Below are 25841 nucleotides of genomic sequence, written 5' to 3' on the forward strand. Positions count from 1 at the left end.
GTATGATAAAATGAAGGCTGGAAAATTTACAGAATGTTTTAACCACTAGGAGGAGTACTTTGTGCTTCATTACAAAACGTACACACACGAAAAAAATCATCAATGGGTGATTTTTGTCCATGGAGCAGGGGGCAGTTCATCCATCTGGTATAAACAATTAAGGGAATTCAAGCAGCACTTTAATATTCTTCTTGTTGACTTAAGAGGCCACGGTAAATCACAATCCGAAACATTTTTATTAAAAAAGTATTCGTTTAAAGAAGTAAGCCTCGATGTGCTTGAGGTGATGAATCATCTTCATATTCAAAAAGCACATTTTGTTGGAATCTCATTAGGTACGATCTTAATTCAAACGATTGCTGAACTATATCCGGAGCGAGTCGCTTCCATGACACTAGGAGGAGCTGTGACAAAGATGAATTTCCGCTCACAGTTTTTGATCGCAGTCGGAAACCTATGTAAGTCATTTATTCCATACATGTGGCTGTACAGCTTGTTTGCATGGGTCATCATGCCAAAGAAAAGACATGAAGCTTCCCGATCCTTGTTCATAGGAGAGGCTAAGAAGCTTTGCCAAAAAGAATTTAAGAGATGGTTTAAGCTCACTTTGAAGATTAACCCATTCCTGCAAAGTCTGCGTAAAAAAGAAATTCCGATTCCAACGCTTTATATTATGGGTGAGGAAGATTATATGTTTCTACCGCCGATCCAGGCGTTTATTGATAAGAAAAAGCATTCAAAGCTTCTAACGATCAAGGATTGTGGACATGTATGTAACGTAGACCAGCCAGAGGTCTTTAATAAAAGTTCCATCGATTTCATAAAAAGACAAATTGCTGCAGCTCCAACAGCATCATAATAAAAAGGAAGTTCCCCAGGCAAGGGAACTTCCTTTCTTATTTCATAAACTTACGGCTCGTGCGATCGTAAATAATCGTGAAGCGGGATGGAAGCCTTTTGTTATCAAGTCTTTAATGATGGTAGCGCCTAACATGCTGTATACAGTTCCATTACCCCCGAAACCTAAGCAATAATATTCCCCTAAACGGTTTGGATGTTCTCCGATGTACGGCAATCCATCATGAGATTCTCCGAATGTTGCACACCAGGTATGCGAAAGTTTCGGAGATAAATCTGGAAAATGCTCCTTGATCTTTTGAAGAATTCGTTTCCCTCTTTCTTCAATGATTCCCTCATTGAGCGGTGCTTCAGCTTTGTCTTCGTCCAATCCTCCGGCTACAATTCTTCCGTCCTTTGTTGTTCTCATATATAGGTAAGGTCTTTTTGTTTCCCAAATCATCCATTCTTTGTACCAGGTCTTCAGTGAAGGAAGGGGATCGGTTACAACTGCAAAGGATCGATTTAAATCTGCGCCTAACTGCTGAGCAAGAAAATCATTTTCATAACCGGTGGCAAAAATGATATAACGCGCCGAAATCGTCCCTTTTTCCGATTCACATGTAAAGCCATGAACCGTTTTGGTTTTTCGCAGAAGAGGTGTGTACTCATAAATTCGTACACCTGCAGCTGAAGCATCTTTTAACATGATTTGAACAAATTGATATGGATTCACATCAGCGTCCCCACTTGTAACTAAGGCAGCAGGCTTTGAAAACGGAAAGTGGGAAGAAATTTCTGCCGGTTCCAGATATTCAACAGGAAAATCAAATCTCTTTAATACATCATATTCGCGGGCAAGTTTCACAGCATCTTCACCTGAGCTGGCAAAGTACAGGCTTTTTTGCATTCTGAATTCAGGATCTTCAGAGAGTGCATTGGCAGCTTTTTTTAGGTCTTCTAAAGCTTTTTGGCAAAGCTGATAAAAATAAACGGCATCTTGTTCCCCTTGCTGATCGATCAGTTCGTGAAGCATCTTATCACTCGAAAATTGCAAGAGTCCCGAATTTGCTGAGGAGCTTCCTGAACCAGGCTTCCTCCTATCAATTAATACAACGTCTAGTTCCTTTTCTTGTCGAAGTACATGTGCACACAGAGCACCAGACATGCCTCCGCCGACGATAAGTACATCACATGTAATATTTTCTTCAAGTTGTGGATATTGAATATGATCTGTATAGGTTTCAGGCCAATAAAGCTGGCCATTGTGTAAGTTCATGTTTACTCCTCCTCGTCTCCTTTTGATTCCCGGTAATGCCCCTTAAGAAACCGCATGAAAGGAAATGTTTTTAAATACAATGATGAGTAGGAGGGATGTTCATGGTTTCTATCTTGATAGCAGGTATATTATTTCTTAGCTTTATAGTTATAGCCTTTTTCATTCCAAAGGGATGGTGTGTGAAGCAAACCGCCTTTATTCATACTTCGGTGGAACAGATGTATGATTTTCTGCTTTGTGTAAAAAATTGGCCCAAGTGGCAATCGGACAATGAAGAAGAGATCGCTTTTTTATACGTAGGTCCTGAAAAGGGAGAAGGGTCAGCTCAATACTGGGAAATAAATGGAGTGGCAGCAAGCCTGCGCCTCATTCAATGTGAATATTTAAGAAATATTAATTATCAGATGCGGATTAATCATGGTGAAACTCGTCTTGATTATAAACTTGAATTGCTTCGAGCCGAGAATTCGGTCACCTTAATCTGGAGCTGTGAGGGAATATCCAATAATAACCCTCTTGATCGGTATGCCTCTCTTATATATGGATGGAGAGTGAAGAAAGAGATGAAAAAAGCTTTAGTTAAGCTTAAAGAAGTTTATCATGCACAAGAGAAAATAAAACAATCTGCATAATAGGAAAAAGAGCTGCTTGGCCCATCGGGATCCAGCAGCTCTTTTATGTTATGGCATATTCGTCACTTTGTCTTCATCTTTTATAATTAATAATATTTTACCCATGTCTAATTTCTTTTCATATTGATCCGCTTCAACATCAGATAATCCCATTTCGGTCATCTTTTTACGAAGCTCATCACCTCTAGATTCAAACACATTGCTTAGGGCTGTGCCAAGTCCTTCTTCTTTTAACCCGATTGTATTAACATCCGCGTTGTCAGCAAGATCCTTCGTATCATCTTTTTCGTGAGACAGGACATAAAGATTGTCTTCGTGAATACCTTGCGCTTTCAAGTCACTTGCAGCTGCAATCAACTCTTGTTGAGAGTTAAATTCATGTACGATTGGTTTGACCATTTCTATCCTCTCCTTAAAACGAAGTTATAGTGTGTATTCACGGATTTCCTAAAGTCTAAACGTATAAAACCGTCTGATAACCGGGAGAAAAGCACTAATTTTGCGCCAATGTTCGTAATATGTAGGTAATACTTACTCTTTTTCGTAAAACAGCATGGTTTACAAGGAATTTACGAATATACTCTATCTTTTTACAATTCAAAATTTATACTTTTAATTGTTGGGCTTTGTTCACAAATTTAAGGATAGGGGAGTAGTCAAATGAAAAAGACTTTATCAGCGCTAGCGCTTTCTATAGCTATAACTCCATTAGGGGCAGCGGTATATGCGGAAGAAAACACGGTGGAAAAGCAAGCAGGGCCATATTTAAACGTTCAGCTCTTAGGAGTAAACGATTTTCACGGGCAAATTGATATTACACGTAACGTAGCAGGCCAGCCAGTCGGCCGTGCAGATTATCTAGCAAGCTATTTAAAGCAAAGAGAAGCTGAAAATGAGAATACCCTTTTGGTTCATTCAGGTGATATGGTAGGAGCAAGTTCACCAACTTCAGCATTAATGCAGGACGAGCCTACTGTTGAAATCATGAATGAGCTCGGATTTGACGTAGGTACCTTAGGCAACCATGAATTTGATGAAGGCGTTCAAGAGATGTTGCGTCTAATTGATGGTGGAAGCCATGAGAAAACAGGTGACTTTGAAGGAGCCAACTTCCCTTATGTCGCTGCTAATGTCATAGATAAAGAGACGAAGGAAAACGTTCTTCCTTCTTATGTAATTAAAAACGTGAAAGGCGCAAAAATCGGATTCATCGGTGTTGTTTTATCCGATACACCTGATATTGTGACTCCGAGCGGTACAGCTGGGATAGAATTTACCGACGAAGCCGAAGCGATCAATAAAGCGGTAAAGGAACTAAAGAAAAAAGGTGTTGAGGCCATGGTTGTTCTAGCTCATAATCCTGTAGAGCAAACGAGCACAGGAGAAGTTTTTGGAGAACTGGCAGATATGGCGAACACAGTGGATGATGAGATCGATGTGATGTTTGGCGCGCACAACCATAGAAATGTGAATGCGACAGTGGACGGTAAATTGCTTGTACAAGCTTATTCATACGGAACAGCATTTGCTGATGTAGATGTAAAGATTGACCGCCGTACAAAAGATATTGTGGAAAAGAAGGCGGAAATAGTAACGACATTCCAAAAAGGCATAACTCCGGATGCAAAGATTACAGAAATCGTGAAGAAAGCTGAAGAGCAAGTTGCTCCTATCATCAATGAAGTGGTTGGAAATGCTGGAACGTTGTTATCTGGTACAGATGCATATAATGGTGAGTCTGTTTTAGGAAATGTTATTGCTGACTCCATGACAGAACAAACAGGTACAGACTTTGCCTTCATGAATCCAGGTGGTATCCGCGACGTGATCAATCCAGGTGAAGTAACATGGGGTGAACTCTTTAATGTTCAGCTCTTTGGAAACGACCTTGTGACGATGACTTTAACGGGAGCTCAGATTAAAGAGCTTTTTGAATCACAGTGGTCAACGGGACGTGAAAAAGTGCTTCAGATCTCTGGTCTAAAAGCTACATTTGATATGTCAAAACCGATTGGAGAAAGAACGGTTTCCATGGTAAAAGAAGATGGAACGCCAGTTGAAGCAGCACAAGAATATACAGTTACGGTCAATAACTTTATGGCTGGCGGCGGTGACGGCTACACCGTTTTGTTGGAGGGAAAAAATCAAACGATCAACGTAACTGATCTAGATGCGCTAGTTAATTACTTTAAAAAACGTGAAACAGTAACAGCACAAATAGAAGGACGCATCGTAAAGATCAATCAATAAAAGAAAGGCAAAGCGGCTAAGATGCGCTTTGCCTTTTTCTTTTTATTCTCCGCGATCCACTAGATCCAATCTTCCAGAAGACGGATCGATAACAAGTCCGTGGACTTTTATACCCTCAGGAAGAAGGGGGTGATTTCTCACTAACTCCACACTATTTCTCACAGAATCTTCTACACTTTCAAATCCTTGTACCCATTTCTTTAAGTCTAATCCGGAATATTTTAATGTGTCGAGTGTCGAGTCTTCCACTCCCCGATCTTTCATTTTGGCAATCAATCCATCAGCGTTCACATTGCTCATTCCGCAGTCATAGTGACCGATTACCATGACTTCCTCAGCTTTTAGCTCATAGATCGCAACAAGGATACTTCTCATGATAGAGCCGAATGGATGGGAAATAACCGCTCCCGCTGATTTTATGATTTTCACATCACCGTTTTTAATATTCATCGCACTTGGCATCAATTCAGTCAGACGCGTGTCCATACATGACACGATAACAAGTCCCTTATCAGGAAATTTAGTAGTTTGAAAGCGTTCATATTCTTTATTTCCAACAAATTGATGATTAAATTCTAAGATTTCGTTAAGTACGGACATGTTTTTCCTCCTCGTTTCTACAGAAAATAGTTCAACTATAAAATAATTTAGAAGTATACGTCTTTTTCTATCATAATCAGCTCAAACTCGCTAACATATTCACTCCTTTATTAAATAGTATACAAAAAAGAGAGCTCAATCTGCTTTTTTTTGTATGTGAAGCGCTCTTTTTGTTGATAGAAACATTATAACAAAAGCACATTGTGACAAACATTTTATGAAAAGGTACGTATAATCGCAGTTAACACCACATACATTGGTAAGTTCGAAGGGAGGAAGGAAGATCAACTTGCCAGTAGGGTTTAAATAGATCGGAAACAAATATTTTATAATTTGAAAGGGGTAGGGAAAATGGAAGTTATGACGTATGTCCTTTGGGTTCTGCTGTTGATGGGATCGGTGATGAAGAATTACATGGTTGCAGCTGCTGTGCCGAAAACAGGACAAGTAGTTGTGGCGAATGATACGGCATTTAATGCGTTCTCGTATGAGAATACAAACAATGAGAATGCAGAAGTTCTCGAACATGCAATCGTAAGCACATTCAATAAGCAGAATTTTACCTGGGTGGATACGTCTTAGAGATATATCGTATAAAAAAATGAGGAACGGAAGAAATTCTATCATAAAGGGGGGCTGTCTTTTTAAGGATAAATAGATTCATTTTCGCATTCACTCGCATGCTGGCGGCCTGGATCACCGTACGTGTGCTAGTGTATGAGGGTTATCGAGCGGCGGAATTAGGAGCAAAAAAGGCAGCTTATTTGAAGCTGTCTTTTTGGGCATTATTTTATTTCTAGCTGGGCGTCTGATAGAATAAGAAAAAAAGATAATTGTGGTGAAACCGATGAATATACCTGTAAGTCAGTTCGCGAAGAAAATAGAAAAGCATGTAGCCGAAATCAAACAGCTTGGAGAGAATTCTCCTAAGCTAAGAGAACATGTGTCAGCGATCCAGACCTTATGTGAGTTAATGATGGAGGCAGGAGAAGAAGGTCAAGTTCAAATAAAAGAATGGGTCCCGTCTCACCCCGTGCAAAAACCTTTAAGCATGATGACTGCCCCGCCTGTTAAACCGCAGAAAAAGTCTATGATGGATTATGATATGGATTATGATGACGACAACAACGACGATAATGATGGCAATGGAGATTCAATTTTTGATTTTTAAGCTTTGCTATATTGGAAAACCTGCTCTTTGGAGCAGGTTTTTTCTTATTGTCCAATCACAAAAAACAAAAAAAACAGCACTATCATTTAGCGCTGTTAAATCGATACGTACGTATTTGGATGTTCCAATCTCTCTTCTTTTCGTTTTGCAATTTCGATTTTTTCTTTGATCTTTTTATTAGAAAAATAAACGGCAGCGGCTGTTGCGATAAGACTTAGAGCAGCTAAACCAAGAATTGTATATATCATCGTAATAATCAGTTCCATTTCGTTGTTCCTCCTTTTGAGTAGTTCTTTCTGTCTTAGTTTTTTTATTCCACTGTAAAATTTATTTAAACCTCTTTTTTTGTATAGGCCAAATGAATCAATATGAAAATATGAGAAAGGAATGATGGTAAAATACTCGTTTTCATTTTATACTAAAATCACGAACATATGTTCTGTTTTGTTCGATATAAAATGAGGGGTGAAAGTAAATGAATCAGGCAAATGAATGGTTAAACCTAGTCAATCTCCTCGGTAATGTAGGATTTCCAATCGTCATCGCAGGATACTTGCTCTTCCAGTTTGAAAAGCGGATCCAGAGCTTAGAAGGGATCATTAAAGAGCTCCATTCAGAGCTGGTAGAGAAAGAGGAGCTTGAACGGAAGATTGATCAGTATGTCCGATTGCTAGACAGCGAACGTCAGCTGAAAAAATAGCAACGTTCGCTTTTTTTTATCATGGACAACCTGTCCGCCATAATTTTTACAATCCTGTGGCATTCTTTTGTATCCTAGTGCTTCAATGGTAAGATAAAAGAAAAACAGGAGTGGAATTCTATGAAGCTATTTCTTATATTAGGAGCGGTTCATGCCATGCTTGCTGTCATGCTGGGTGCTTTTGGGGCACATGCGCTTGAGGCAAAATTAACAGAACGAAACATGCTTGGTGTTTACCAAACAGGGGTTCAATATCATATGTATCATGCCCTGGCTTTACTTGCGGTCGGTATTTTACTTGGAAAATGGCCTGCATCCGCTTTATTGAATGGAGCAGGATGGTCGTTCTTTATTGGGATTCTTTTGTTCTCTGGAAGTTTATATGCTCTTTCAAACACTGGCATGAAATTCTTTGGTCCGATCACGCCACTTGGCGGAGTTGCTTTTATCGTTGGCTGGATCCTGCTGATCATTGCTGTTGTAAAAGCATAAGGAAAAGGCGCTCTATGATAAGAGCGCCTTTCCTATAACTGTCTGTACCAGACATGAATAATAGCTATCAACGAGGGCTGTACTGTGAGAGCTGCCCGGTTTGCTGCTGCGATCCATACGGATAGCTGTAGTTGATCTCTTCATCAAATGTTACATAGTTGACGTACACCATTAATAATAAATAACGCTTACCCGTCTGCGGATCACTAAGGATAATATGATCACGGCCTGCCGCTTCAATAATTCCTTTGAATACTTTCGCGTTCCACTTTTCATTGTTCTCAAACGTCATGTAAACAGTTGCCACTTTTCCTTTGTTCAGTCGTAAAATGTTTTCAATATAGGATTGCTCAATCGGAAGCTGTCCTGGTGCGGCTATATCCATCATAGGACCGCCGCCGACACCCGGCGCCTGCTGGCTTTGCGCCATATCCTGCGGGACACCCATTCCTGCCATTCCACCCATACCGTTCATCATACCGCCCATACCATCCATTCCATTCATACCGTTCATGCCATTATAACCATTTTGCTGCCGATAATTCGGATTAAAGTTGTTCATCAACAAGCCTCCCTAAAAGGTGTTAAAATACAGTTGGACAATCACTTTGCCTTGGCTGATAAAAACAGTGGGCCTTGAAGTTTCCTGAATGAGGCTGATTGTACCAAGTCGGAGGACAAGCCCCGCTCGGGTCAAAAAACCATAACGCATTTCTAGCAGGGTGAAAGCGCTGGCCGTTAATTACTCTTCTTGCCAGCCTTTTTTCGTTTTCACGGGCACCTTGATAAAAGTATCCTTTGATGGTAGCTTCAAATCCTCCTGGTCTTTGAAACACCATCTGCTGCATCGTCCGGATATTTTTAAAATCAAGGCAGTTGCCGCGAATGCGGTTAACGCCTGTGTTCCCAACAAGCAGCATTCCTTGATCGCCTTCTCCTTCTGCCTCTGCACGTATCAAACGGGCAAGCAGGTCAATATCCTTACTGGTTGCTTTAATGACTGCCAATTGCCTTCCCCCTCTATGTGTCAATTCTTGATGTACAAGCAGGGAAACAGAACATTCGATATATGTGTATGAGCCGCTGCAGCAAACTAGACCTGTTCAATAAAAAAACCTCTGCCCGAAAGAAAGGCAAAGGTTTTTGTGGTTGGTTTATACTTGTAGGAATGCAGGAACAGCTTCTTTTGTTAGGATGTTTCCAACATAGAAAGATCCGAATTCACCGTAGCGTGCACTTACTTCATCAAAACGCATTTCGTAAACTAATTTTTTAAACTGAAGCATGTCATTCGAGAAGAGCGTTACGCCCCATTCCCAATCATCCAAGCCAACAGATCCAGTGATAATCTGCTTCACTTTCCCTGCATAGCCGCGGCCGATCATACCGTGGGAATACATCATCTTCTTACGTTCTTCCATCGGCAGCATGTACCAGTTATCGTCACCATCACGGCGTTTGTCCATTGGATAGAAACACACATGCTTCCACTTTGGCAGCTCTGGGAACAGGCGTGCTTTAATCATCGGATCCATCTCGCCGCTTTCGTTTTGAGGGTTGTATGTGCTTAATTCTACAACGGAAACGTAAGAGTAGGCTTTAATGGTATATTGCGCAAAAGCTGTTTTGTTAAAGGCGTTCTCGATCTCGTTTAATTCTTCCATTGTTGGACGAAGAAGCATGATCATAAAGTCAGCTTTTTGGCCCATGATACTGTAAAGTGCATGACTGCCGGTTTTGTTTGCTTCTGCACCTTCCCATTTTTCAAGGAAAGTCAAAAATTCATTGATTGCATATTCTCTCTGGTCACTCGTAAGCGTTTTCCAAGAGGCCCAGTCCATCGTACGAAAATCATGAAGGCAATACCAGCCTTCAAGTGTAATAGCTGCTTCACTCATCGTATATTCACTCCTTGCTAGATATATAGACACGTCCCTACAAATATACCATAAGTAAGGTCGATTCCAAAAAGGAGCGAGGAAGAGTTAACTAAATTGTCGAAGAGTCTGCTCGATCCTGCTCTTAACTAAGGATGGATTCTTCAATTCGATTCGTGAGAGTGACATGCGTACTTTTGTTTCATCAAGGTCCATCGCTTCTGAAAGCATGCCGAACAATCCTTTTCCTTTTTTATCAATTTCCAGGAAAAGGTCGACGCTGTCTGTTTGAGGGACTAAGATGACTTCTAGCTCATCCAGTTTCCCAGCATAAGCTCCTGAAGCCGGTACATATTCAAATTCTTGAAGGAACGGAAGTCTGCGGCGCATATAACGCGGAGCAGTTCCACAGTATGCTTTTCTAAGTCGGAATCCCAGCTGTTCAATCGCTTCAAAGATAGCAGACGTTTCAGCATCTGGTTCAACTCGGATCTGGTCTTTGTCAGTTGGATCTACAGCCATCTGGATATCAAGTCCAGTTTTGATCCAAACCGGCGTGTGGCCAAGTGTGAAAGGTGCATCAAATGGAAGTTTTAGAGAGAACGGGATCTCCTGTGAGCTTCCTGCCTTTACAACAAGGGTACTCGTAACCGTCTTATTCTCGATAGCTGCTGTTTCACGTACTTTCTTATCATCGACTTCCCGGTAATATTCTGTCATGACGTAAAGAGTGATGTGGTCTATAGTTTGATCCACTTTGCCGCCTTCAACTTTAATCTTACCTGTAATGTCTTCTCCAGGTGAGTAAGTATCTTTATCTAAGATCGTATCTACCGTTGCCGCTCCAATTCCTACACTAGCTAACATGCGATTTACAAAGGACATAAAGTATTCCTCCTCCAAATTTTTCAATTAATTGTACGGAGGAAAATAAAAAAGGATTCATCTTTAAAAAAATAATAATAGTATTCTTCCGACAAGGGGAGAAGGCAAGAATGAACCGGTTGATCATCTCCCCTTTTATGCAACAAGATGTTTCACCAGACAATTGCTTTAAACAAAAGATAAGCAGACGTTGAAAAATTCGAAATAAAAGAACTTCTTCTTTCAAGCGCTTACAACTGTATGGGCAGGTTTAAAAGGTATAAAAAAAGGAGTAACCTAATAGGGAATGCAAAAAAGTAGAGTCTAAAACGAAATTAGGAGGTTCTATCATGAGTGATCTTTTTATAGATTTAAAGAACAAAGTACAAGCTTCAAATCCTGTTATTGTTTTTCCTGAAGGAACAGATGAAAGAATTCTAGAGGCAGCAAGCCGTCTATCATCTGAAAAAGTGCTGCAGCCTGTCTTAATTGGTAACCCGGCAGATGTTAAAGCTAAAGCGGATTCAGCTGGATTATCACTAGATGGAGTAGAGGTGCTAAATCCTTCTGAATACGGAGAGTTTGACGCATTAGTAGATGCATTGGTTGAGCGCCGTAAAGGGAAAACAACGGAAGAACAAGCTCGCAAAATCTTGCTAGACGAAAACTATTTCGGTACGATGCTCGTTTACACTGGAAAAGCACACGGACTTGTAAGCGGTGCAGCACATTCTACAGCCGATACAGTTCGTCCGGCGCTTCAGATCATTAAAACAAAAGAAGGCGTAAAGAAAACGTCTGGTGCGTTCATCATGGTTCGCGGTGACGAGAAATATGTGTTTGCGGATTGCGCGATCAACATTGCACCATCTAGCCAGGACCTTGCTGAATCTGCTATGGTTTCAGCTGCAACGGCTCGCGTTTTCGGCATCGACCCAAAAGTGGCACTTCTTTCTTTCTCAACAAAAGGATCTGCGGTTTCTCCTGAAACTGAAAAAGTAGTAGAAGCGTTAGAAGTTCTTAAGGGAATGAACCCTGACTTTGCGTTTGATGGAGAACTTCAATTTGATGCAGCGTTCGTACCGTCTGTTGCAGCGAAAAAAGCCCCTGAATCGCCCATAAAAGGGGAAGCAAACGTATTTATCTTCCCGAGCCTTGAAACAGGAAACATCGGGTATAAGATGGTTCAGCGTCTAGGCGGTTTTGAAGCGATAGGACCGATCCTTCAAGGGTTGAACATGCCGGTAAACGATCTTTCTCGCGGATGTAATGTAGAAGATGTGTACAAATTAGCATTAATTACTGCGATGCAAGCTCTATAAGTAAATAAAGAAAGCCAGCTAAACGAAGCTGGCTTCTAGATGTAGATGAACCCCATCCTAAATTATTTTTGAGATGGGGTTCATTCTATAATTAGCTAAGATGATAGATCTTTTTAATCTGATTGATGTATACATTAAATTCAGGGTAAAAAGCAAAGTTTGAAAGCATGCCCTGAATGATCGCAGGACGTGGTGTGTCTCTGCTAATTTCAGCCTCTATTACTTCTAATGAAACCTCTAAATCCTCTTTGCTGCCCACTTCGATTAGTTCTTGTTTCATCTTGGCAATTATGGCGTTTATATTTCGGTTATCATCCTCAAAGAAAACCTGAGCCTTGTTTAAGAATTGGGTTACCTTCTGATTGGACAAGAGCGGGCCTTCTTGTTGATTCAATAGATCATTTACAATTATATCCATTCTATTAAAGATGAACGATGAAAGGGAATGAATTTCAAATGCCTCTCTATCAAAGAATAAAATTCGCAAATAACCTTGGTAGATACCTTCTAGTATGGTTGATGCATCCCACAAGTATGGAGTAATCTTTTCTCCATATATGTTTAAGAAGTTATCATGGTATAACTGGTGAATCTTAATGTGCATCTTGAAAATAATCTTTTTAACTTCATCGTTAAGGGGGATTGCCTGTTCTCTGGAATGCATAATAATAAATTCTTTATGCTCAAGCAGGGTTTCGGTCATAACGATCAGCTGGTTAATAAATTTCTCTTTAGGAGGCAGCTGCAGATTTTCATATTTCAGTATTCGATTTTGTAATGTCTCAGAATAATAGTTAAGGATCGCAACAAGTAAAGCTTCTTTTGACTTAAAACTAAGATAAAAAGCCCCTTTTGAAATCCCGCTCTCCTGCACAATCTCCTGTACCGAAGTGGAGGTATAGCCTTTTTCTGCAAATAGTCTGATAGCAGATTTGATAATGACTTTTTCTTTTTCTTTCAATACGTAGCGCCCTCCCGAATATCTAATACTTTTATTATACCCTATCAAATATATACTACAATGCAGCTTATACGTTTTTGACTAGGTGGTCAGTGTATATATTTATAAAAAATCTTTGAATATAAAGATTGTGATTGACTTGTGACTAGTTGGTCATATATATTTTATTCTATGGAGACCGGGTGGTCAATCGATAAAAGGGAGTCGAATGTGTGAACAGAATAATTGGTTTTTCATTAAAAAATAAATTTGCCGTATGGCTGTTAACGCTCATTATTACTGTTGCTGGATTGTATTCTGGGATGAACATGAAACTAGAGACGATTCCAAATATATCTACGCCGATTGTTACAGTCATGACGGTGTATCCAGGGGCTACACCAGAAGAAGTAGATGATAAGGTTTCAGTGCCTTTTGAAAAACGCGTCAGGAACCTTGACGGGGTTACATCTGTAAGTTCTTCATCATTTCAGAATGCCTCTTCTTTACAGATCGAATATAACTTCGACAAAGATATGGAAAAGGCAGAAGAGGAAGTGCTGGATGAGTTAAGTAAAATTCAGCTTCCAGAAGGTGTTAAAGATCCAGAAGTTTCTCGTGTAAGTATTAATGCCTTTCCTGTTATGTCATTAAGCATTTCAAAAATACAAGAATCTTTATCAGAACTAACGAAATCTGTTGAGGATGTCATCGTTCCTGAGTTGGAAGGGATCGAAGGAGTATCTTCTATCCAAATCTCTGGCCAACAAGTCGATGAAGTAAAGATCAAGTTTGATGAAGAAAAGATGAAGAGCTATGGTTTAACAGAAGAAACGGTCAACAATCTGATTAAAGGATCAGATGTTACGATTCCGTTAGGATTGTACACATTTAAAGAAACAGAAAAATCGGTAGTGGTGGATGGCAATATAACTACTATTAATCATTTGAAAGAATTAAAAATTCCTATCATACCTTCTAGTGGAGGACAAGGAAATCAGCAAATGCCAGGTGCTGCACCACAAGGCTTAGGCCAGCAGCAAGCAGGCGGATCGCAATCCGCTGCACAAAATCAGCAATCCATATCGGAAATTCCAACAGTTGAACTGCAGGAAATCGCCTCTATTGATGTAGTGGGTAAAGCGGAGTCTATCTCTCGAACGAATGGTGAGACTTCGATCGGTGTTCAAATTGTTAAAACAGGTGACGCGAACACGGTAGAGGTTGTAAATGCGGTTAAAGATGAATTGGATGACATGGAAAAAGAGATTGACGGGTTAACGGTTACTCCTATTTTTGATCAAGGTGAACCGATCGAACAGTCCGTATCTACAATGTTGAACAAAGCCATTGTAGGTGCAGTTTTTGCAATGATCATCATCTTGCTGTTCTTGCGTAATTTTAAAACCACCATCATTTCAGTCATATCTATTCCGCTGTCCTTATTAATCGGAATTTTAGTATTGAAACAGATGGATATTACGTTAAACATTATGACTCTTGGCGCAATGACCGTTGCCATTGGCCGGGTTATCGATGATTCTATTGTTGTCATCGAAAATATTTACAGAAGAATGTTGTTGAAGAAAGAAGAGTTAAGTGGGGCCACACTTATAAGAGAAGCAACAAAGGAAATGTTTAAGCCCATTCTTTCTTCTACGATTGTAACAGTAGCAGTTTTCTTGCCTCTGGGATTAGTTAAAGGTCCTGTAGGTGAAATGTTCTTACCGTTTGCTTTAACAATCGTTTTTTCGCTCCTTGCATCTCTATTGGTTGCGATCACAATCGTTCCGATGATGGCCCATTCTTTATTTAAGAATGTTGCACCTAAAGACGAGCAACATGAGGAAAAAGAAAACGGAAGACTAGCTAGAGGATATAAGCGTTTATTGGCTTGGACATTAAATCACAAAATCATTACATCAGCGATTGCGGTTTTAGCGCTTGTTGGAAGTCTGTTCTTGGTACCTGTTATCGGAGTCAGTTTCTTGCCTTCAGAAGAAGAGAAAATGGTAGTAGCTACGTATAAACCAGAACCAGGTCAAACATTAGTGGACGTAGAAAAAATCGCAACAGATGCTGAGAATCTATTAGATAAAAAAGAAGATGTAACAAAGATTCAGTTTTCTGTCGGAAGTGAAAATCCGATGAACCCTGGGCAAACCAATTCAGCCATGTTCTTTATTGAATACGATAAAGATACGCCTGATTTTGACAAAGAAAAAGAAGCTGTGATTGAAGAGTTAAAGAAGGTAACAACAAAAGGGGAATGGGCAAGCCAAGACTTTTCAGGCATGGGATCTAGTAATGCTGTTTCCATGCAGGTCTATGGTGACAGCAGTGAAGATATCCAGCCTGTGATCAAAAAAATCGAGAACATCATGAAAGACAACAAGTCACTTACAAATGTTAAAACAAGTATTTCAGAAACTTATGATGAATTTACATTAGTGGCAGATCAAGAAAAATTAAGCCAATTAGGTCTAACTGCTGGGCAAATCGGGATGGAATTATCCAATGGCAAACAGCAGCAGGTTCTTACAACTGTTAAGCATGATGGAAAAGATGTAAATGTGTATGTAGAAGTAGATAAAGAAGCTTATCAAGATATTAACGATATTACGAATCGTACCGTACAATCCCCGCTAGGGAAGGCAGTGCCGATTCATGAGGTCGTAAAAGTTGAAGAAGGAAATACTTCAGATACGGTGACTAGACGTGATGGCCGCATCTATGCAGACGTTAGTGGTGAGATTACATCAAAGGATGTAGCGAAAGTCTCAACTGCTGTAAAAGAAGAAGTTGATAAGGTGGAAATACCTTCTAACGTAGAAGTTTCCATGGGTGGCGTAACCGAAGATATTAATGAGTCATTTACACAGCTGGGATTAGCGATGCTTGCTGCTATCGCAATCGTGTACCTTGTTCTAGTCATTACCTTTGGTGGAGGATTAGCACCATTCGCTATTCTTTTCTCATTGCCATTTACCATTATCGGCGGCCTTCTAGGATTGCTGATCTCTGGTGAAACATTAAGTGTTTCTGCTATGATTGGAGCTTTAATGCTAGTCGGAATCGTTGTGACGAACGCTATCGTTTTGATTGATCGTGTTATTCATAACGAAAAAGAGGGACTGTCAACAAGAGAAGCATTACTGGAAGCAGCGGGAACGCGTCTTCGTCCGATCTTGATGACTGCTTTAGCAACAATCGGTGCCTTAGCTCCACTAGCCATTGGTTTAGAGGGAGGCGGCTTGATCTCTAAAGGGTTAGGTGTAACAGTAATTGGGGGACTTACAAGCTCAACATTATTAACACTCGTAATTGTACCAATAGTATACGAATCCTTAATGAGATTTAAAAACAGAAAGAAATCAAAAGCATAACGAAGAAATGAATAGGTGAAAAACGAGAGGTGTGTCAATCCTCTCGTTTTTTTGTCTTATAAATACGCAATCACATAAAAATTAGATCGGATCACATAAAAAATTGGCTAGATCACATAAAAAACGAAGCTAATCACATAAAAATGACTCTTCATCACATGAAAGTTCATTTTTAGCCTTGATGTGTCCACCGCAAAAGACACCATCACCTAAAGTGACAGTGCCTTTTCATTTCGATCCCACATTCTCTTTATATTACCAGGAAGCAGCTCGCTTTCTTCCGCTGATAGCTGGCCGCTGTAAAAAAGCTCACTATTTTTGTGCAGCACACTTAAAAGGGAAGCGTGAATGTCTGCAACAGTAATCTGACTCCTGAGCAGTTCGGCTAAACTAGCCATAACGCCAGGCTCGATCACCGGATACTGAAATTTTGTTTCTTCTCCCGCTAATCCCCGCTTATAAAACTCTCCGATCACTGACGCCCGTTCAGACCCGCTCCCGTCTACGCAAAGATAGATCTGCACCGCAACACCGCCGCGCATACGCCGCTGAGAAATCCCCGCGAACTTTTTGCCGTCGATGCTTAAATCATAACTTCCCGGGCAATAAGAACCTACGATTTCATAAGCATCAAACCTTGCATCATAGGGTGCAAGCAGCTCTTCCACTAATGCAGTCATCGTGTCGTACCCCTGATTAATGTCAATCGTTCTTTCTTTTTCAGGAAGGATCAGCGATATGTTCAACACACCGCTATCCAGCACAACAGCAAGTCCACCGGAATTCCTTACGATCACACGATACCCTTTAGACTCTAAAAAATCGATGCCTTCTTTTAAATGAGGGAGGCGTGTATCTTGTATGCCGAGGACGATCGTGTCGTGGTGGACCCATGTACGTGCGGTAGCCGGTGAATTACTGCTTCCTATCGATGTGCAAAGTGTATCATCTGTCGCAAAGGACTGCCGTGCATCAAACGTCGGACCTAGAGCAGACTGGTCGATCAACCGCCATACTGGCTGGCTTAATAAATGATCTGCCATTACACTTTCTCCGCCACAATAATGAATGATTTGGGAATGCCTCGGTCGAGTTCATCTGGGTGCGGTTCTTCAACAAGCCGTTTGATCCATAGACCTTGGGAGCCGATCGCGGTAACGATCTCACCGAGCGTCCATTGGCGGATCTGCACTTGGAAAGGTGCGCGTTCTTCTGATGTTGCGTATTGAAGCTCTGGCAAAAATTTGGAGTAAGCGACATCCATTGTGACAAGTTCTTCGCTGAAGTAATCACCAGTCACTTTATGCTTTCTTACCGCTTGGCTCTTGCCTTGAGATTCTATGAGTTTTGTAGAAACAGGGTGGAAGTCTTGAAGAATAAGTGTTCCGCCTTTCTTAAGCAAACCTGCAACAACTTCGAAATAAGCATTCAGATCTGTAAAATAGTGTAAGATGCCATTTTCCATGAAGGCCATATCATAGTCGCCTGTCATTTCTGCTACTGGCAGATTTAAAATATCTTCTACAACATAGCGGACCTCAACATTCGCTGCATCAGCCAGTTCACGGGCATAAGCCGCGTTTGATTCAGAGATATCGATCACTGTAGCATCCGCACCAAGAAGGGAAAGTGCGACAGCCTTACTCCCGTGTGAACCTAAGAGATTTACCACCTTTTTTCCGGATACATCACCAACGTATTGATCCAATGGCTGGAGCCGGCGTTTTGGATCTTTTAGGATTCGAGAAACTGCTTTTTCAGGTACGCCAAAACGGTTTACCCAAGCTTGATAAGAGCTGTTGCTCCAAGCCTGTCCGTTTCTTATTCTTCGATCTTGATCCATGATTTGTTCCTCCTGCGATCTATATAAAATCTATCTTTTCCGTAATAAGCCTTATCTAGTATAACTCAAATGCAAAGGGGAAGAAAATGGTGGATGTCGATCACGATCTGCCGATATAAAAGAAGCTGGGTTAGAAAAAAATAGTGGTTGTTTTCAAAGTTATGAACACGATACAATAGGGTATATTCTATTAATCACAACATGAATTTTTGTACAGAAAATACCTTCTCAACCAGTTGTTTGAGGAAGGGATTTTTCTTTTTTACGAGAACTCTTACCTATAAATGCTGTAAGAAGGAGCAGGGACAAATTCAATGGCTAAACCATTAGGAAAGTTGCACGAAGAGAAAGTGTTTAAAGACCCGGTGCACCGATATATCCACGTACGTGATGAACTGATGTGGCGTCTGATCGGTACGCGAGAGTTTCAAAGACTGCGAAGAATCCGGCAGCTTGGAACAACATACTTAACATTTCATGGAGCAGAACACAGCCGTTTTAGCCATTCTCTTGGTGTTTATGAGATTACAAGGCGGATCATTGATATTTTTCAAGAAAAACAAACGTGGGATCCTGAGCAGCGCCTGCTCGTTTTATCCGCAGCCCTTTTACATGACGTCGGACATGGTCCGTTCTCTCACTCGTTTGAAAAAGTGTTTGGGGTAGATCATGAAGAATTTAGCCGTGACATTATATTAGGAAATACAGAAGTTCATAACGTCCTCCTGCAGATGGGAGAAGATTTTCCAGTACAGGTTGCGGAAGTTATCGCAAAAACACATCGAGACAAGTTGATCGTTAGCCTTATATCAAGTCAGATTGATGCAGACAGAATGGATTATCTGTTGAGGGACGCTTATTTCACGGGTGTGAGCTACGGAAACTTCGATATCGAGCGCATACTCCGTGTGATGCGTCCTACTGAGGATGGCGTTGTCATTAAATCCAGTGGTATGCATGCAGTTGAAGATTATATTATGAGCCGTTACCAGATGTATTGGCAGGTTTACTTTCACCCTGTAACTCGAAGTGCTGAAGTAATTTTAAGCAAAATTCTGCATAGAGCGAAAGAACTCTATGAAACAGGGTATACATTCAAAAGAGATATCTCTCACTTTAAAACGCTGTTTGACGGAAATGTTTCACTTCAGGATTACATCTCGCTTGATGAGGGTGTCATTCATTACTATTTTCAAGGCTGGATGGATGAAGAAGATGCAATCCTTAGTGATTTGTGCCAGCGGTTTATTGACCGGAAATTATTTAAATATACGGAAATGGTTTCGTTTACGGACGGCCATCTGCTTTCGGGCTACTTTACAGAAGCAGGAATAAATCCGAAATATTATTTAGTAGTGGACTCATCTTCTGATCTGCCATACGATTTTTACCGTCCAGGTGAAAAAGAAGAGCGTCTGCCGATTAATCTATTGAAGCCTAATGGCGACATTCGTGAGCTCTCGAGAGAATCAGACGTGGTTGAGGCGATTTCAGGAAAACGCCGTACCGATCATAAGCTGTATTATCCGCTCGATCTAATTGAAGCTATTGAAGATGAAGCGCTTAAAAGTAAAATAAAAGAGATCTTACATAGATAGAACTTTGCACGAAAAAGGATGTTAGGGGGAACGTACTGTGTTTGAGGATCATTTAAAGGTTGTCACTTTGATTCAGGAAGCCGGGGAAGTGGTTGGCCGAAAAAAGCTTCAAAAGATGGTTTATATCGCGAAAAAGTTGAACTTTCCTTTTCAAGAAAAGTATCAGTTTCACTTTTACGGGCCTTATTCAGAGGAATTGACGTTAAAAATCGAAGAGCTTTGCAACATGGGCTACATCCATGAAGTAAAAGAAAAGGTGAGCGGGTATTCGCAATACAGATATGCTGTGAATGATGAAGGGCAGAAGCTGCTGTCCACATATGGCGCAGAGATTGACATGCTAGGGAATTGTGTTCGTTCCATGAATGAGCAGTCATCACGTTTCTTAGAGCTTGTTTCCACGATCATGTACTTTGAAAAGCTTGAGAGAGACGAGATCAAAGAAAAAGTTCAGACGGTAAAGGCGAAACAAAAGTATTCGGAAGAAGAGATGGAAGAAGCTTTTGCTTATATTGAAACATTAAAACTCCAAGTCCAATAAAAAAAACCTGTTTGAGGGCCAACCCAGCCTAAGAACAGGTTTTTGTTTACCATTTAAATTGCAGAGGATTACCGTGATTATAAAGGCCATAAAGATAGATGAAGCCCATAAACAAACAAAAGGGAATAATGATAGCGAGCAGCGTTGTGAAAAAACCCTTTGCAATACTTTTATCGTAAAGTTTTGTTGCGTAATAACCGATTCCAATACCTAAAAATAATAGCGATAATATAAAAGCAGCAAGCCAAAGTTTCATGCCAGGCACCCCTTTTTATCAGCATATCCACCCCTTTTAACCGATAAACGACAGTTTGTCTGAAACTTTTTATTCTTACTGACGACTAACAAGTAAAGGAGGGCTTAGTGATGAAAAACATGAAGCTTATGCTTATGGTAAGTCTGTTCGTTCTCCTTGCCGCTTGTGGTTCTAAACCAATGCCAGAAGAGGACAAACAGAACGGGGCACCTCAAGTTAAGAACGAGATACCGGCTGAAGCAGCGGGTGTAAAAGCAGAAGTCAAAGTTGAAGAGGGCAGTGAAGAAGCGAACTTAACACTAAAGAATTCATCGGATCAAGAAGCTGGTACGGGAACGGCATACGTACTTGAAAAATGGAAAGATGGCAAATGGGAAAAAGTGAATAACGGTCAGATGTTCACCGAGCAGATGATCATGATAAAAGCTGGGGAGAACTATGATCAGGCGATCGATTTAAAGGGGCAGGATGCAGGAACATATCGTGTTTCAAAAGAGTTTTTTGTGGATGAAAAGAAGGAAAAGGTAGCTGTTGTGTTTGAGAAAAAATAGGGTAGTTGACTTCTGCTTCAGGATGCTCGCTTTCCGCGAGGGGTAAGGTGAGCTACCTATTAGCGCCTGTGGGTCTCACCTGTCACGCTGCTCCTAGCCGTAGTCTCGCACCTTCCGTTTCAATCAACCTTTTCATCTACAGTTAGCTTTCACAAAAATGAATGTAAGCAAAAACAAAAGACCGGTTACAGCCCCTGAATTTAGGGTTGACCGGTCTTTTTTCATTATTTATTAATGAGGTAAGAATGCCAGCTGATAGAAGAACAATACCGCGAATAAATATACTAAGAATGGAACCTCACGATACTTTCCTTTAACGATTTTTAGAATCGGATACGAAATGAATCCAAGTGCGATTCCTGTTGCGATACTAGATGTCAGTGGCATCGTTAAAATGATTAGAAACGCCGGGAACGCTTCATCAAGTTCGTTCCAGTTGATCTTGCTAAGAGATCCTAGCATTAAGCTTCCAACAATAATCAGTGTTGGTGCTGTGATGGCTGCTAGTCCTGAGATCGCACCAACAAGCGGTGAGAAGAACGCAGCGGCAACAAATAATACCGCAACAACTACAGAAGTTAAGCCTGAACGTCCACCGGCAGCAACACCTGAAGAAGATTCAATATAAGCACTCGTTGGGCTCGTACCAAATGCGGCGCCAACCGTAGTTGCTACAGAATCTGCGAGAAGTGCTTGGCGTGCGCGAGGCATCTTTTTGCCTTTCATCAGTCCCGCTTGTTCTGCAACACCAACCATCGTTCCTGTTGTATCAAAAATCGTTACAAGCAAGAAGGAAAATACAACCGCATATAAACCATATTGGAACACATCCGCAAACGCGGTGATCGGATCACCAAAGATGAATAGTTCTGTTGGTAAGTTAGGTGTAGACACGAATCCGTCTTTAAACGTTAAATGACCCGTGAAGTATGCAATCGTACCTGTGATGATCATCCCGAAGAACAATGCACCGTTCACGTTAAGTCCCATTAGGATCAGTGTGATCGCAAGACCTGCAAGAGCAAGCAATACTGTAGGAGAATGCATATCTCCAAGTGTGACTAGGTTATCTGGATGTGCAACGATAATTTTTGTTAAGCGCAATCCGATAAATGCGATAAAAAGTCCGATTCCGGCTGTAATTCCATGCTTTAAGTTTGCAGGGATGGATTCGATCAATTTTTCACGAAACGGCGTTAACGATAGAATAACAAAAAGGATACCTGCAACAAAAACAGCACCGAACGCGATACGGTAATCGATGTTTTCGTTGTTTCCAACAACGGAAAACGCAAAATACGCGTTCAATCCCATACCGGGAGCGATAGCGATTGGATAGTTAGCTAAAAGCGCCATCCAAAGTGTTCCGACTACAGTAGCTATGATTGTAGCCATGAATACCGTATCAAAAGGAACGCCGGCAGAATGTAAGATGATCGGGTTGATTACTACGATGTAAACCATCGTTAAGAAAGTAGTGATCCCTGCTAAAATTTCTGTTTTAACGGTCGTACCAAGTTCTTTTAATTTAAAAAAGGATGAAAGCATGAGTGAAAACCTCCAAAATACGAACATTTAATAAACACATTCTATATAATATTCGTTTTTAAGGGACATTTCAACAATTATCTAGAAAGTTTCCTTCTAAGAGTTTTTTATGATTTGTGATACAATACGTTGTAAGATGAATGTTAGAGGAGCTGGAAGCATGAAAGATTTTTTCAATTCCAACAACAGCAAAGATGCTGATAAAAAGAAAAAAGGGATGGGCTTTACCATTATTAGCGGTGACTCAACTGATGGTCATGGCGGATATGGCGTTGGGAGTTTAACGCTCGATCATGTAACACCTGTTATCGTTGATGTAGATGATGCTGTTGCTTATATTGATATGGGGGCCATGCATGCAAGAAGTGATGTGGAAAAGCGCATCAAGTTTACACCGAACCGTGAAGATACCCCTAACCCAAGAGCGTATTGGCTCGTTTGGGTCACGATCAACCGAAAAGCGGAAGGTCCTTATTATTTCGGGTTAACTGCATGCGAGATGCAAGTGGATGTTGAAGCGCGCAGAGGGTATAAGAGTTTACCGGAACACGTGAACCGCATGGATAAATCCATGAAAGGCAAAGTGATCGTAGAAGATATGGATGCCAATTCGCGCCGAGTACTCGGAAACTTCCTTAAAGAGCACGATGAAGAGATGTTTAATCGTTCCAGTGACGAAATCAAGGCATTAGTGGAATAAAAATGGCAAAGTTATGAACCTTTCTTGAACATTTTTTAAAAAACTTGTGACAAGAAAGCACTTCCATTAAAATGTAGTTAGCATTGTACACACAATGTTTCTAGGACAATAAAGTGCCCGGGGCTTCCGTAGTAGAGCTCCGGGCATTTTATTTTTTCCTGAAACTGGACATGGCGGGGTATATCAGATTATGTAAAATATTGTCGACTCGCCGATATATAGGTGAAACTCGCCGTATTATTACTAAAACTCGCTGAATTATTTCTCAAACTCGCCGTATTGTAGCAATTTTTCGCCGAATTATCACTTCATGTCATGTGTTGGCTCGTAAAAACTCATACAAAAACCCCGCCAGCTACCGTGCCAACAGGGGTTATCTACTCACCAAGAAAAAATCCGCTTAAAAAAGCCCTTTTTCTCTTCTTTCTTCTCCAGTTTTTCTTTTATTTCACTCGATGCACCGTGCTCATCACAAAACTCAACCGGTTCAGTTCCTTTTTCATAATACGAGATGCGAGTTACCGGGCAGCTGTCTGTAGCAAGTTTGCCGTTTTGCGGGTTGATAGTTACCGCTGTTACACCTTCAGGCTGTTCAAAAGATAAGATCTGTTTGTTTTTCAAGGCCTCTTCCATAAAGTAAGCCCAGATGCGCTTTGAGTAGCCTGTGTCGTTTACATCGTGAAGTTCTTCGTTGTTGTCATACCCTACCCAAACTCCTGTAACGAGCTGAGGTGCATAACCGACCATCCAGCTGTCGTTCGGCGTAGAACCTGATTTTCCGGCCATCGGACGCGTCAGATAGTGGTTGATGCTGGAGCCGGTTACGCTTGTATAGTCATTTAATTTTTCATCAAACGTCCCAGCTAACAGATCAGTCATGACAAATGCTTTATTCTCATCGATAACTTGTTCGCTTTCATACTTATGCTTATAGAGCACCTCGCCTTTTGAATCCGTGATCTTCGTTATAAAGACAGGTTCTACCTTTTTTCCGCCATTTGCAAAAACGCCGTATGCGTTAGTAAGTTCTAACACGCCAACTGCCTTAGAACCGAGAGCCAGAGAAGGAATTCCCGCAAGCTCACTCTTGATTCCAAATTTCTTAGCTGTTTTGACAAGCTTCTTTGGTCCTAAATAAAGATTTGTTTTTACCGCATAAATATTATCCGACAGAGCTAACGCCTGTGCCATCGTTATAAAATCGTTGGCGTAGCGGTTCTTAAAGTTTTTTGGCTTATAATCGTTCACTCCGTCTCCCATTGCAAATGTGGTTGGCTCAGACTTGATCGGAGTTGAAGCAGTATAGCCGTGCTCTAAGGCGGTGTAGTATAAAAACGGCTTAAAGGTTGATCCTGGTGCTCGCTTTGCTTGAAGCGCACGGTTGAACGAGCTCTCCCCAAAGTCACGGCCGCCGACTAGTGCTTTAACATCACCGCTGCGCGGATCCATCGCTACTAATGCGGTCTGAATCTTGCTGTTATCAATGATTCGATTCTCAATCGTATGTTCAGCCACTTCCTGCATTTTAGGATCAAGCGTGGTATAGATACGAAGGCCGCCAAACTGTATGGAGTTCGTATTCACATTGAGTTCCTTCTTAAGGGTACGCATGACGGCATCCTGAAAATAGGGCGCTACAGCTGCGATTTCTTCTTCTTCCTCACGAACATACGTTAATTTTTCTGAAACTGCTTCTTTAACAGCATCCTTTTTTATCGACCCGTCTTCAGCCATAGCACTAAGAATGATGCCCTGACGTTTCTTCGCGTTCTCTTCATGAAGAATCGGTGAATAATAGCTTGGGCCTTTCGGAATTCCTGCGAGTATACTAGCTTCACCCAATGTAAGATCTTGTGCATTCTTCCCAAAATAATAACGGGAGGCAGACTGAATGCCGTATGAACCATGACCGTAATAAATGGTGTTCAAATAACCTTCTAATATCTCATCCTTTGAATAACTCATTTCAAGACGAAGTGTGTAGAAGGCTTCTTGAAATTTTCTTCGCCACGTCTTTTCGTGAGTAAGGAAAAGGTTTCGGGCATACTGCTGTGTGATCGTACTCGCACCTTGAACTTTTGCCCCAGCTTTTATATCGGCTAAAAGCGCTCCAGCAATCCTTTTTATATCAAACCCGTTATGTTTATAGAAACTTTTATCTTCAATAGAAATAGTGGCGGATATTAAATCTTTATCAATTTTCTCAAGCGGAACCCAGTATCTGTTCTGTCCGCCGTTGTTGATCTCACCCATTTTTGATCCGTCAGCCGCATACATGATCGTGGTTTGCGGAACGAACAGTGCAGGCGGTCCCATGAGTTTAGCAAGGAGTAACATGCCTATGAAAGATAAAACAAAACTTCCTGAGGCAATGATTCCCCATTTTTTGATCCAGCGTATTTTCTGCTGTTTCGTAGCTTCTTTATAAATCAGCCAAAACTTCATAATCCGCCC

Annotated in this window: 27 protein-coding genes; 13 read left to right on the plus strand and 14 right to left on the minus strand. The window is 40.9% G+C overall.

The genetic code is table 11. The annotated features are described in order from the left end of the window. Positions 1–61: 61 nt before the first annotated feature. On the plus strand, positions 62–859 hold the full coding sequence (locus IEV52_RS00655) for an alpha/beta fold hydrolase (RefSeq protein WP_188400618.1): 798 nt from the start codon (positions 62–64) through the stop codon (positions 857–859). A 42-nt stretch (positions 860–901) separates the two neighbouring features. On the opposite strand, the gene IEV52_RS00660 is transcribed toward IEV52_RS00655, so the two are convergent. Then, positions 902–2116 carry an NAD(P)/FAD-dependent oxidoreductase gene (locus IEV52_RS00660; RefSeq protein ID WP_188400619.1) on the minus strand — a complete coding sequence of 405 codons (1215 nt, stop codon included), beginning with the start codon at positions 2114–2116 and terminating at the stop codon, positions 902–904. 101 nt (positions 2117–2217) lie between these two features. Here IEV52_RS00660 and IEV52_RS00665 point away from each other — a divergent pair, with 101 nt between their 5' ends. Continuing rightward, complete coding sequence (locus IEV52_RS00665) at positions 2218–2748, plus strand: SRPBCC family protein (RefSeq protein ID WP_188400620.1); 531 nt, start codon at positions 2218–2220, stop codon at positions 2746–2748. 48 nt (positions 2749–2796) lie between these two features. On the opposite strand, the gene IEV52_RS00670 is transcribed toward IEV52_RS00665, so the two are convergent. Next, the gene (locus tag IEV52_RS00670) at positions 2797–3147 is read right to left on the minus strand and encodes a YflT domain-containing protein (protein ID WP_188400621.1); all 351 of its coding nucleotides are present in this window, start codon (positions 3145–3147) and stop codon (positions 2797–2799) included. Between the two features lie 261 nt (positions 3148–3408). Between IEV52_RS00670 and IEV52_RS00675 the strand changes: the two genes are divergently transcribed. Beyond that, the gene (locus tag IEV52_RS00675) at positions 3409–4998 is read left to right on the plus strand and encodes a bifunctional metallophosphatase/5'-nucleotidase (RefSeq protein ID WP_188400622.1); all 1590 of its coding nucleotides are present in this window, start codon (positions 3409–3411) and stop codon (positions 4996–4998) included. A 42-nt stretch (positions 4999–5040) separates the two neighbouring features. Here IEV52_RS00675 and IEV52_RS00680 read toward each other — a convergent pair whose 3' ends face one another. After that, positions 5041–5598, minus strand: a complete 558-nt coding sequence (locus tag IEV52_RS00680) for a beta-class carbonic anhydrase (protein WP_188400623.1) — start codon at positions 5596–5598, stop codon at positions 5041–5043. A 351-nt stretch (positions 5599–5949) separates the two neighbouring features. Here IEV52_RS00680 and IEV52_RS00685 point away from each other — a divergent pair, with 351 nt between their 5' ends. Continuing rightward, positions 5950–6180 (plus strand): hypothetical protein, encoded by a 231-nt coding sequence (locus tag IEV52_RS00685; RefSeq protein ID WP_188400624.1) that lies wholly within the window; start codon positions 5950–5952, stop codon positions 6178–6180. A 265-nt stretch (positions 6181–6445) separates the two neighbouring features. After that, positions 6446–6769: a DUF5327 family protein gene (locus IEV52_RS00690; RefSeq protein WP_205724037.1), complete on the plus strand. Its 324-nt coding sequence runs from the start codon at positions 6446–6448 to the stop codon at positions 6767–6769. A 95-nt stretch (positions 6770–6864) separates the two neighbouring features. On the opposite strand, the gene IEV52_RS00695 is transcribed toward IEV52_RS00690, so the two are convergent. Next, positions 6865–7035, minus strand: coding sequence for a hypothetical protein (locus IEV52_RS00695; RefSeq protein ID WP_188400626.1), 171 nt, complete (start codon positions 7033–7035; stop codon positions 6865–6867). A gap of 209 nt (positions 7036–7244) precedes the next feature. Between IEV52_RS00695 and IEV52_RS00700 the strand changes: the two genes are divergently transcribed. Together IEV52_RS00700 and IEV52_RS00705 are read left to right on the plus strand one after the other, a co-directional pair. Then, positions 7245–7469, plus strand: coding sequence for a YvrJ family protein (locus IEV52_RS00700; RefSeq protein ID WP_188400627.1), 225 nt, complete (start codon positions 7245–7247; stop codon positions 7467–7469). A gap of 120 nt (positions 7470–7589) precedes the next feature. Continuing rightward, positions 7590–7961 carry a DUF423 domain-containing protein gene (locus IEV52_RS00705; RefSeq protein ID WP_188400628.1) on the plus strand — a complete coding sequence of 124 codons (372 nt, stop codon included), beginning with the start codon at positions 7590–7592 and terminating at the stop codon, positions 7959–7961. Between the two features lie 67 nt (positions 7962–8028). On the opposite strand, the gene gerQ is transcribed toward IEV52_RS00705, so the two are convergent. The 4 genes from gerQ to IEV52_RS00725 form a co-directional block, all read right to left on the minus strand. Beyond that, positions 8029–8523: a spore coat protein GerQ gene (gene gerQ / locus IEV52_RS00710; RefSeq protein WP_229754144.1), complete on the minus strand. Its 495-nt coding sequence runs from the start codon at positions 8521–8523 to the stop codon at positions 8029–8031. 22 nt (positions 8524–8545) lie between these two features. After that, positions 8546–8968, minus strand: coding sequence for a cell wall hydrolase (locus tag IEV52_RS00715; protein WP_188400629.1), 423 nt, complete (start codon positions 8966–8968; stop codon positions 8546–8548). Positions 8969–9115: 147 nt separating this feature from the next. Then, entirely contained in the window at positions 9116–9859 is a 744-nt protein-coding gene (gene hemQ, locus IEV52_RS00720; protein WP_188400630.1) for a hydrogen peroxide-dependent heme synthase, read from the minus strand. Between the two features lie 87 nt (positions 9860–9946). Further along, on the minus strand, positions 9947–10723 hold the full coding sequence (locus IEV52_RS00725; protein WP_188400631.1) for a sporulation protein: 777 nt from the start codon (positions 10721–10723) through the stop codon (positions 9947–9949). A 329-nt stretch (positions 10724–11052) separates the two neighbouring features. Here IEV52_RS00725 and pta point away from each other — a divergent pair, with 329 nt between their 5' ends. After that, entirely contained in the window at positions 11053–12024 is a 972-nt protein-coding gene (gene pta, locus IEV52_RS00730; protein ID WP_188400632.1) for a phosphate acetyltransferase, read from the plus strand. A gap of 91 nt (positions 12025–12115) precedes the next feature. Here pta and IEV52_RS00735 read toward each other — a convergent pair whose 3' ends face one another. Continuing rightward, positions 12116–12985 carry a TetR/AcrR family transcriptional regulator gene (locus IEV52_RS00735; RefSeq protein ID WP_188400633.1) on the minus strand — a complete coding sequence of 290 codons (870 nt, stop codon included), beginning with the start codon at positions 12983–12985 and terminating at the stop codon, positions 12116–12118. 212 nt (positions 12986–13197) lie between these two features. On the opposite strand from IEV52_RS00735, the gene IEV52_RS00740 reads away from it, so the two are divergent. After that, positions 13198–16350 (plus strand): efflux RND transporter permease subunit, encoded by a 3153-nt coding sequence (locus tag IEV52_RS00740; RefSeq protein WP_188400634.1) that lies wholly within the window; start codon positions 13198–13200, stop codon positions 16348–16350. Positions 16351–16559: 209 nt separating this feature from the next. Here the strand turns inward: IEV52_RS00740 and lipL are convergent, their stop codons facing one another. Together lipL and IEV52_RS00750 are read right to left on the minus strand one after the other, a co-directional pair. Further along, positions 16560–17393 carry an octanoyl-[GcvH]:protein N-octanoyltransferase gene (lipL, locus tag IEV52_RS00745; protein WP_188400635.1) on the minus strand — a complete coding sequence of 278 codons (834 nt, stop codon included), beginning with the start codon at positions 17391–17393 and terminating at the stop codon, positions 16560–16562. Beyond that, entirely contained in the window at positions 17393–18193 is an 801-nt protein-coding gene (locus IEV52_RS00750; protein ID WP_188400636.1) for a class I SAM-dependent methyltransferase, read from the minus strand. Before IEV52_RS00750 ends, lipL begins: the two co-directional genes overlap by 1 nt. A 314-nt stretch (positions 18194–18507) precedes the next feature. Between IEV52_RS00750 and IEV52_RS00755 the strand changes: the two genes are divergently transcribed. Together IEV52_RS00755 and IEV52_RS00760 are read left to right on the plus strand one after the other, a co-directional pair. Beyond that, positions 18508–19791, plus strand: coding sequence for an HD domain-containing protein (locus IEV52_RS00755; RefSeq protein ID WP_188400637.1), 1284 nt, complete (start codon positions 18508–18510; stop codon positions 19789–19791). Between the two features lie 37 nt (positions 19792–19828). Continuing rightward, positions 19829–20332: a YwgA family protein gene (locus IEV52_RS00760; RefSeq protein ID WP_188400638.1), complete on the plus strand. Its 504-nt coding sequence runs from the start codon at positions 19829–19831 to the stop codon at positions 20330–20332. A 46-nt stretch (positions 20333–20378) separates the two neighbouring features. On the opposite strand, the gene IEV52_RS00765 is transcribed toward IEV52_RS00760, so the two are convergent. Next, complete coding sequence (locus IEV52_RS00765) at positions 20379–20588, minus strand: hypothetical protein (protein WP_188400639.1); 210 nt, start codon at positions 20586–20588, stop codon at positions 20379–20381. A gap of 110 nt (positions 20589–20698) precedes the next feature. Here IEV52_RS00765 and IEV52_RS00770 point away from each other — a divergent pair, with 110 nt between their 5' ends. Continuing rightward, complete coding sequence (locus IEV52_RS00770; RefSeq protein ID WP_188400640.1) at positions 20699–21139, plus strand: immunoglobulin-like domain-containing protein; 441 nt, start codon at positions 20699–20701, stop codon at positions 21137–21139. A gap of 231 nt (positions 21140–21370) precedes the next feature. Here the strand turns inward: IEV52_RS00770 and IEV52_RS00775 are convergent, their stop codons facing one another. Beyond that, complete coding sequence (locus IEV52_RS00775; RefSeq protein WP_188400641.1) at positions 21371–22687, minus strand: NCS2 family permease; 1317 nt, start codon at positions 22685–22687, stop codon at positions 21371–21373. 160 nt (positions 22688–22847) lie between these two features. On the opposite strand from IEV52_RS00775, the gene IEV52_RS00780 reads away from it, so the two are divergent. After that, a complete protein-coding gene (locus IEV52_RS00780; protein WP_188400642.1) occupies positions 22848–23387 on the plus strand; it encodes a YwhD family protein in 540 nt (179 codons plus the stop codon). A 381-nt stretch (positions 23388–23768) separates the two neighbouring features. On the opposite strand, the gene IEV52_RS00785 is transcribed toward IEV52_RS00780, so the two are convergent. Next, the gene (locus tag IEV52_RS00785; protein WP_188400643.1) at positions 23769–25832 is read right to left on the minus strand and encodes a transglycosylase domain-containing protein; all 2064 of its coding nucleotides are present in this window, start codon (positions 25830–25832) and stop codon (positions 23769–23771) included. Between the last annotated feature and the right edge of the window lie 9 nt (positions 25833–25841).

The organism is Fictibacillus barbaricus (assembly GCF_014635025.1).
Lineage (GTDB): Bacteria > Bacillota > Bacilli > Bacillales > Fictibacillaceae > Fictibacillus > Fictibacillus barbaricus.